Annotated in this window: 6 protein-coding genes; 5 read left to right on the top strand and 1 reads right to left on the bottom strand. The window is 65.7% G+C overall.

Features of this window, described 5'->3' with window-relative positions:
- Positions 1 to 162: 162 nt before the first annotated feature.
- A complete protein-coding gene (locus tag HPY83_17520) occupies positions 163 to 780 on the top strand; it encodes a hypothetical protein (GenBank protein ID NPV09745.1) in 618 nt (205 codons plus the stop codon).
- A gap of 264 nt (positions 781 to 1,044) precedes the next feature.
- The gene (locus HPY83_17525) at positions 1,045 to 2,985 is read left to right on the top strand and encodes a hypothetical protein (protein ID NPV09746.1); all 1,941 of its coding nucleotides are present in this window, start codon (positions 1,045 to 1,047) and stop codon (positions 2,983 to 2,985) included.
- Between the two features lie 152 nt (positions 2,986 to 3,137).
- On the opposite strand, the gene HPY83_17530 is transcribed toward HPY83_17525, so the two are convergent.
- A complete protein-coding gene (locus HPY83_17530; protein ID NPV09747.1) occupies positions 3,138 to 3,971 on the bottom strand; it encodes a sugar phosphate isomerase/epimerase in 834 nt (277 codons plus the stop codon).
- A gap of 175 nt (positions 3,972 to 4,146) precedes the next feature.
- On the opposite strand from HPY83_17530, the gene HPY83_17535 reads away from it, so the two are divergent.
- The 3 genes from HPY83_17535 to xseA all read left to right on the top strand — a co-directional run.
- Positions 4,147 to 6,975: a DEAD/DEAH box helicase family protein gene (locus HPY83_17535; GenBank protein NPV09748.1), complete on the top strand. Its 2,829-nt coding sequence runs from the start codon at positions 4,147 to 4,149 to the stop codon at positions 6,973 to 6,975.
- Positions 6,976 to 7,024: 49 nt separating this feature from the next.
- A complete protein-coding gene (efp, locus tag HPY83_17540; protein NPV09749.1) occupies positions 7,025 to 7,582 on the top strand; it encodes an elongation factor P in 558 nt (185 codons plus the stop codon).
- Positions 7,583 to 7,645: 63 nt separating this feature from the next.
- On the top strand, positions 7,646 to 8,586 hold a 941-nt coding region (gene xseA / locus HPY83_17545; GenBank protein NPV09750.1), incomplete at its 3' end, for an exodeoxyribonuclease VII large subunit.

An 8,586-nucleotide genomic window follows, 5' to 3' on the forward strand; every position in this document is an offset into this window, starting at 1 on the left:
CGGCGATCATCACACGAGGACGCCAGCTTGCTCGAGGCCCGACCACCCGCTATAATCGCCATTAGCACATATGTTCTAGGAGGTACGGGCGTGACGCGGGAGGAGTTGGTTGCGCATTGCCGCCGGGCCCCAGATATGGGAGCCGTGAAGCACGAGGAGTTCTTGGATTACATCACGCTTATCGAACGGCGGCGCCGGGTGAACAACCGTTGGGTCACCGAGCAGGCGCCCTACATGTCGGTGGACGGACGGCTGGCCATGGCCAACGCGGACCATCGCCGGCAGGAGAGAAAGCTGATCTTCCATGACCCGGTGGTGCTGTCAGACACAGACGAGCAGCTCACCCTCATGGTGGTGGTGGAGAGCGAAGTCTACGGTCGGCGCCACGGCATAGCCACATCGCGGCGTGTGGATGGGTCGGCCATCGAAATGCAGCATCCCTGGGAGATCGCCGAGACTTCGGCCATCGGACGAGCCCTAGCCGCTATGGGATACGGCCTGCTGCCCGGAACCGGTCTCGCTTCGGCTGAGGACATGGAGAGGGCGGCTTCCAGGCCAGCGCCGGCGGGCAGAAGCAGACTGAGCGAGCGGCAGCGCGCCTACCTAGTGGACGCGGTGGCGCGCGCTCGGTCCCTGTCATTGGAGGAGGCGGTCAAGGCCCTCGACGTGATCTGTCTGGAGCGGTACGGCCACGCGGCTGACCAGTGCACTCCAGACGAGGGCCGGGAGATATCGTTGGACCTCCAGCGGGAGCGCCAGCCCGGCCAGGAGGCAGCTTAGCGACGACCGCCGGCTGAGCCGGTCCCTTACAGGGGCGCAGAGCCCTGTCCGGTAACGACAGAATCGGTCGGGCGGGGCAGGCCCGCCGGCCGGCGGCGTCCCGACACCGCCTGGCCTGAGTCTGCCGTCGGCAAGGTGCTTGTGTCGGGGAAGGTTGCGGCATGCCGCGCGGGGGATGAAGGGCCGGGATCGGGCTCAAGTATGACACCTGCAGGATGGCACCGGAATCAGCAGCCACCGGCCTACTGGCGGATCGCAGGCCTGGTGGCGTGCGCCCTCGGTCTCGGACTGCGGCTGCATCGCCTGGGCGCCGAAAGCCTCTGGTACGACGAGACGGTCAGCGCCCACCTGGCTGCTTTTCCTCCAGCCCAGGCAGTGCAGCGTACGGCGCTGGACATTCACCCGCCCGGATACTACCTGGCTCTGGGCTTGTGGGCCGATGCAGACGGCACGAGCGAGTTCGCCCTCGCCTTCTTCTCCTGCCTTCTCGGGGTGGCGCTGATCGCTCTCACTTACGCCCTGGCCCGCCCGGTCGGTGGCGGCGCAGCGGCCGCCCTCGCCGCGGCCTTGTCCGCCCTGTCCGCCTACTCCGTCTGGTACTCCCAGGAGGTCCGCATGTACACGCTGGCTGCGGCGCTGGCGTGCTTGCTCCTGTTGATCACTACACGGATGGCGAGCGGGCCTTCGCCGTGGTGGCCCATATGGGGCGTGGTAGCCGCCGGAGCCCTCTACACCCTCTACTACACCCTCTTCTTGCTGCCTGCCCTCAGCCTTTACTGGCTGGTCCACGCCTGCCAAGCTCAGCGCGATCGTGCCGGCGCCCTCGCCCGCTGGGCCGGGGCCCACTTGCTGGCGCTGCTGCTCTACCTGCCCTGGCTGCCCATCGCCATCAGGCAAGCCCTCGATCCGCCGGTGCCCCCCTGGCGGTCTCCCCTCGTGTGGACCGAGGCCCTGCGTCAAGGAGCGGCAGCGCTCGCCCTGGGAGAAGCCGCGCCTCTTCGGTGGTGGCCACTGGCAGCTGCGCTCGTCGTGGTGGCCCTGCTGGCCCCGTGGGCGCGGCACGTGCGCAGGACGGAGGCCCTGCTTCTCGCGTCGGCTTTCGCCCTGCCCTGGGCCTTCATCATCCTGATCTCACTAGCGCAGCCCCTGTTCCACCCACGCTACCTCTTCCCTTACTCGCCTTTCTTCCTCTCCTCCCTAGCTGTGACGCTACGGGCGTTCGGGCCCCACAGGAGCAAGAGGTATGTGGCCTCGGCCCTGGCGCTCGTGTTCGTCGTGGGCAACGCCATGTCGCTCGACCGGGGCTGGACTCAGCCAGAGTTTCGAGCCGATGATCTTCGCGGCGCCGTTGGGGAATTGGCTGAGTCCTGGGTCCCGGGGGACGTGATCCTGGTCAACGCCGGCTACACCTATACCGCTCTGGAGCACTACTGGCCGGGCGAGATCGCCTGGATGGGCAGGGTCATCGACTACTCGGGCGCTGGCGCTGCCGCGGGCCCGGTGATCCTCCAAGGTGGCAGCCTGAGCGCCAACCCCGGGCTGGGATGGGGCCGCCCAGAATCGGACTTCTATGCTACCACCCTAGAGCAGATGGTCGCGGGTGTGGAGCGCGCCCTGGCCGCCAATCGGCGCCTGTGGGTGTTCCGCTTGTACGATACCGTGACCGATCCTGACGGTTTGCTGAGGGAATGGTTGAGCCAGTCGCTAATCCAGACGGAGGACCGCGCCATCCCAGGCCCCAGCTTCGGCCGGCTACAGGCCTTCGTGCCTCTTCTGGCCGAGCTACCCTGCGCCGAGCCTGTCGAGTGGGAGGGCCTCATCCTCACCTGTGTCGAGGTGAGCTCGGAGAGCCCAGCAGAACGCATACCCGTCTACCTCTACGCCGCGCCGGGACCGCTGGAGGCCAGTGGTTCGGAGCCATCTTCGGGGCAGACACTGCACTACACGGTAAGGCTCACGCTTCCCAGCGGTGACACCATCGGTCAGACGGACGGCCGAGTGGCCTTAAGGGAGCGGGCAGCCGTTCTCAACTCGGTGGCGCTGGAGCTCCCGCCAGAGGCTCCGCCGGGCGAGTACGCGGTGCAGCTGGGAGTCTACACCCTCTCGCAGGGCAGCTGGCACAGCCTACAGCCTTCGCTCGGGGGCCGGCCAATGGACAGTCCTGCCGGGCTGGCTGAGGTAGGCCGGGTCACCATCGGCCCTTGACTCCCGATGCACCCCTAGGGCTCGCCCCGGCGTCATTCGGCGCCCGTCTCGCCCTCCCTGCCCAGGAAGCTATGCCCCCTGCTCACGTTCCCAAGGGCAGGACGGCTCAAGAGGGGGCCTCGCGCTATGCGAATCCGCTGCCAGGGGCCAGCCTAGTAGCGTCTCAGGAGCGCCACGCTCTTCTCTACTCCATCGAACTGGTCTCCCTCGCCCTCAAACTCGATGGACAGGGGACCAGTGTAGCCCGACCGAGCCGCAATCTGCAGGCAGCGGTCCAGATCGTAGCGCACCTCGTGGCCGTCACCATCGAACTCGAACGTCTTGGCGTGAACCATGCGGGCGTAAGGGAACATCATCTCCAGAGCTCGGTAGCGGATGCCCTCAGGGAAGTTTCCGAAGTCAGGACAGAGACGGAAGTGCTCGCTTCCTACCCCCTCGACCATGCGGACGATGTTGTGTGGGTCGGCCGACAACCCGCCATGGTTCTCTAGGAGCAGGGTGAGGCCCAGTCTACCCGCGTAAGCCGCCAGTTCCCGGTACGAGGCGATGGCCAGGTCTAGGCTCTCTTCTCCCTTGGGCTGCTGGCCGCTGTTGACCCGGGCACACGGTGAGCCAATGTAGGCCGCCACGTCCATCCAGCGCTTGATGTTCTCCAAGTCGTGGCGACGCCTGTTCTCATCCCGATCCGAGATGTTCCCCACGTCTATAGGCACATTGACGATCGTGCTGCCTGCCTCGGCCACCCTCCCCCGCAGTTCATCTAGGTAGTCCTTCTCGCTACTCTGGAAGTGCATCTGGCATAGCTCCACATGCTCCAGACCGTACCGCTCCCGGACGAATGCTGCGAAGGAGAGCAGCGAGATGTCCTCGGGGAACCGGTGTCGCGGGATGAACCGGTGTTGGCCCTGCTCGTCGAGCTCGGTACCGTATATCGGGCCCATATGTCGGTGGAAGCTCCAGGTAGAAACCGCCAAGTCGTAGGGCATCAGCCTCTCCTAGTCAGGGTATGCCGTGGGCATTGGCCCCGAATTCTAGGCGCTCGGACGGCGCCACGGCAAGGCGGTGCTGCTTCATTGGGCCGGGCGGGACCTTGGCCGCCAGTGCTTGGCCGGGCAAGCGAGGGCATGCTAGAATCCCCGGGCTCAGGAGGGAATGTAGCCGATGCCGCGTCAGTACGTCGCCCTGGATCTGGAGACTACCGGGCTGGATCCGCAGCGGGATGCCATCATCGAGGTGGGGGCGGTCCGGTTCGGCGATGGGGGGCCCGTGCGCCGCTTCTCTTCGCTGGTCAACCCTGGCCGATCCCTTCCGGCCAAGATCCAGCACCTCACGGGCATCGCTCCTGACGACCTGGCGGCCGCACCTCCGGTGTGGGAGGTGATGCGGCAGCTGGCGGACTTCGTGGGCAACGACGCGGTGATCGGCCACAGCATCGGCTTCGACGCCTCGTTCCTCTCCCGCTACAACATCCTCCAACGTAACCGCATCATAGACACATTCGAGCTCTCCACCATCCTCCTGCCGCACATGGCCCGTCACAGCCTCCAGCACTTGGTGGGCGAACTCGACCTGGCCTCGCACTCGGCTCACCGGGCCCTGGACGATGCCGAGGCCGCCATGCGACTGTTTCAGGCGTTACGCGAAGCCGCTCTCTCGCTGCCTATAGCCTTGTTGGAGCAGGTAGTCTCCCTGGGCCGGCGCAGCAATTGGCAACAGGCCGACTTCTTCGAGGACATACTGAGGGAACAGCTCCGCCGCCCCGTTCGCACTAGCATCGCCCAGCAGCTGGCGGGCAAGGGTGGAATCGGCCCGGGCGCCCTCCTGCTGGGCGCCGAAGCCCCTCAGAGGCATCCGCAGATCGAGCCACGCCGCCCTCCGGAGCCGCTGGACACCCGGGAATTGGCGGCGGCGCTGGAGCCTGGAGGCCGCGTGGCTGCAGCCATGAGCGCCTATGAGCATCGCCCGCAGCAGGTAGAGATGCTCCGGGCGGTGTGTCAGGCCTTCAATGACGGGCGGCATCTGGCCATAGAGGCCGCCACTGGGGTGGGTAAGTCGCTGGCCTACCTCTTGCCGGCGATGGTCTTCGCCCGCACCAACCGGGACCGAGTGCTTATCTCTACCCACACCATCAATCTTCAGGAGCAGCTATACACCAAGGACATCCCCCAACTGGCTCGGGCTCTCGGGATCGAGCCCAGAGTGGCGCTGCTCAAGGGCCGCAACAACTATCTCTGCCCGGCTCGCCTTCAGTCTCTGGTAGACCGGCAGTCACTCTTGGCAGAGCAGGCGCTTGCCCTGGCCAAGATCCTGGTCTGGATTCCCAACACCGCCACTGGAGACCGGGCCGAGCTGTTCCTCAACACCGCTTCCGAGCGGGGAGTCTGGCAGCAGGTCTGCTCCGACTTGGCGTGGTGCAACGGCGAGACATGTCGCTACCGACAGCAGGGCCGGTGCTTCTTCCAGCAGGCTCGCCAGACGGCGCAGCAGGCCGAAGTGGTCATCGTCAACCACTCCCTCCTCGCTATGGACGCCTGCCTCGAAGCCGGGAGCCTGCCAGAATACGACCATCTCATCGTAGATGAGGCCCATCATTTCCAGGCGGCGTGCACCAATGCCCTCAGGCTGGAACTCACTTTCTCTCAGTTCCACGACGTGCTAGGTGACGTCCTCTCCGAGGAGAGGGGCAATGACAGTGGCGCCCTGGCCGTGATCCGCCATGCCTTACAGCGGATGCGACAGCGAGCCGGACGAGCTCTGGAGGACTGCGACCGGTTGAGCGAGGCGCTGGAAGCCCTGACGTCTCACATCGACGCGGCAGCATCTTCCCTCGAGCTGTGCGCCGAACGGCTGCTGGGCAGCACCGGCCGCTCCTACACTCAGCAGCGGCGGATCACTGCCCGGGAGCGAGCAACGGCGGAGTGGAGCAGGCTGGTAGAATGCTGGACGGCGGCCGCCAAGGCAGCCTCCGTCGTGGCCGGCCTGTTGGAGGAAATCAGGCGGCAGGCCGTGGGATTGGGGCTCGAGGAAGACCTGGCTGAGCCCTTGCAGGTCGCGGCGGCCAACGCCCGCCAGCTACGCGAGCTGGTCGCCACTTTCAGTGAGGTGATCGCCACGCCTGCGGAGGCTTACGTCTACTGGCTATCGGCCCGCGACGTCGGCGAGGCGGTGGCCCTCAATCGGGCACCCATCAGCGTGGCGGAGAGCCTAGGAGAACTGCTGTTCAGCCAGAAGCGCACCGTTGTCCTCACCTCTGCCACCCTTACTACAGCGGGCTCGTTCGACTACTTCTTGCAGCAAGTAGGCCTGGACTCGGCCCGAACCGTCACCGTGGGCTCGCCTTTTGACTTCCGCTCTTCCACCCTGGTGTGCATCGCCCGCGACGTTCCCGAGCCGCGTCACCCAGGACACCAGAAGGCGATCGAGGAGGCCATACTGCGGCTTGCCCGCGCCACCGGCGGAAGGCTTATGGCCCTGTTCACGTCCTACAGCCAGCTAAAGCAGACGACGCGCTCCCTCAGTCGTCCTCTGGAGGAGGAGAACATACTGCTCTACTCTCAGTCGGAGGGCGGCAGCAGAAACCAGCTACTGGAGGGCTTCAAGTCTGCCGATAGGGCGGTCCTGCTGGGAACGCGGTCGTTCTGGGAGGGCGTCGATGTCCCTGGGGACGCTCTTCAGTGCCTAGTCATGGCCAAGCTGCCGTTCATGGTCCCCGACGATCCGATCGTCGCCGCACGCAGCGAGCAGTACGCAGACCCGTTCAACCAGTACCTCCTGCCGGAGGCCATCCTCACTTTCAGACAGGGGTTCGGTCGTCTCATACGCACTCAGACCGACCGGGGCGCCTTTGTGGTGCTCGACAGCCGCGTTCGGACCAAGGCGTACGGCAGCAGCTTCCTGCGATCCCTGCCCGACTGCACCTTCATCGAGGGCACCATGGACTCCATTCCGGAGAAGGTCGTGTTGTGGCTGAGTCGAAGCTCTCACGCGTAATATGAGGGGTTGAACCACAGCTCCATCCTAGCTTCGGAGGCAAACCGAGTTGATCTCCGTGACCGAATTGCGTCGAGGCACCATCTTCGAGTCAGACGGTAACCTGTACCGGGTGCTCGAGTACCATCACCATAAGCCGGCCCGCGGCAACGCCTACATCCGCACTCGCGTCAGGGACCTTCGCTCCGGCGCCACTCTGGAGAAGACCTTCGTTTCCGGTGATCGGGTCCAGGACGTCCGCCTGGACCACCGCACGGTCCAGTACCTGTACAACGACGGAAGCCTGTACCACTTCATGGACACGGAGACCTACGAGCAGCTCGCTGTCTCTCGCGAGACGCTGGGTGACCTGGTCAACTACCTGGTGGAGAACATGACCCTCGAGGTGTCGACGTACGAGGGCGAGCCAGTGGACATCGAGTTGCCCATCACCGTCGACCTCGAGGTGATCCAGACAGAGCCGGGGTTTCGGGGAGACACCGCCAGCGCCGCCACCAAGCCGGCTACCGTGAGCACCGGCCTGGTAGTGCAGGTGCCCCTCTTCGTGGAGGTAGGCGACGTCATCCGAGTGGACACTCGCGACGGCTCCTACCTGACGCGTGTCTGACCCCCGATGTTCTTCGACTCGTTGGGTCCCGACAGCGCCGTCCTCACCGTAGGGCAGGTCACGATGCACCTGCGCTCGGTGTTGCTGCAAGACGACATCCTGCAGGACATCTGGGTGCGGGGAGAGGTGTCGGGATCCAACTTGTCGCGCGGCGGGCACCTGTTCTTCTCCCTCAAAGACTCCGACGCCGTCATCAAGGGGGTGGTCTGGGCCCCGCTGTCCTATCGGCTGCGCGCCCAGCTGGCCGAAGGCCGGGAGGTTCTGGCCCACGGGCGGGTGGATCTCTACCCACAGCAGGGCGTGTACCAGTTGTATGTGGATGAGGTGCTACCGGTCGGCACTGGCATGGCCTATCTCGAGTTCGAGCGAGTTCGCACCAAGCTGGAGGCCGAAGGCCTCTTCGCTCAGGACCGCAAGCGCCCTTTGCCTGCCTACGCGCGTCGAATCGGGGTAGTTACCTCTGCTTACGGCGCCGCCCGCCGTGACATCGAGAACGTGCTGCGCCAGCGCTGGCCCTGCGTGGAGCTAACCCTGGCCGAGTCCAGCGTCCAGGGCGACGGAGCTCCCGAGAGCATCATCGCCGCACTCAAGGCAGTGGCCGCCCAAGGGGTGGACTTGATCATCCTAGCCCGCGGCGGAGGTGACAAAGAGGCGCTGTGGTGCTTCAATGACGAGCAGGTGGCCCGAGCCATCGCCTCCATGCCGGTCCCGGTGATCACCGGCATCGGCCACGAGACCGACTTCACCATCGCCGACTTCGTGGCCGACTGCCGGGCCCCCACTCCTTCCGCAGCGGCTATGGCCGCTGTGCCCGACCGGCGGGAGGTGATGGCGGCCGTGGGCGAGTGGCAGCGCCGGTTAGCCCAGGCACTCCGCGACGGGTTGGCCCAGCGCCGAACCGACCTGGCTCACCTCAGCCGAGTGCTGCAGCGATCCTCGCCTGCCTACATCGCCGGAACCTGGAGACTAGTCCTGGACGAGGCCACGGCGAGGCTATTGCGGGC

This window comes from Anaerolineae bacterium, from assembly GCA_013178015.1.
GTDB lineage: Bacteria > Chloroflexota > Anaerolineae > DRVO01 > DRVO01 > Ch71.

What these genes read in the sequence shown, in the direction of transcription:
- HPY83_17530 (NPV09747.1), bottom strand. Translation starts at nt 3,971, where the DNA reads ATGCCCTACGACTTGGCGGTTTCTACCTGGAGCTTCCACCGACATATG.
- HPY83_17535 (NPV09748.1), top strand. Translation starts at nt 4,147, where the DNA reads ATGCCGCGTCAGTACGTCGCCCTGGATCTGGAGACTACCGGGCTGGAT.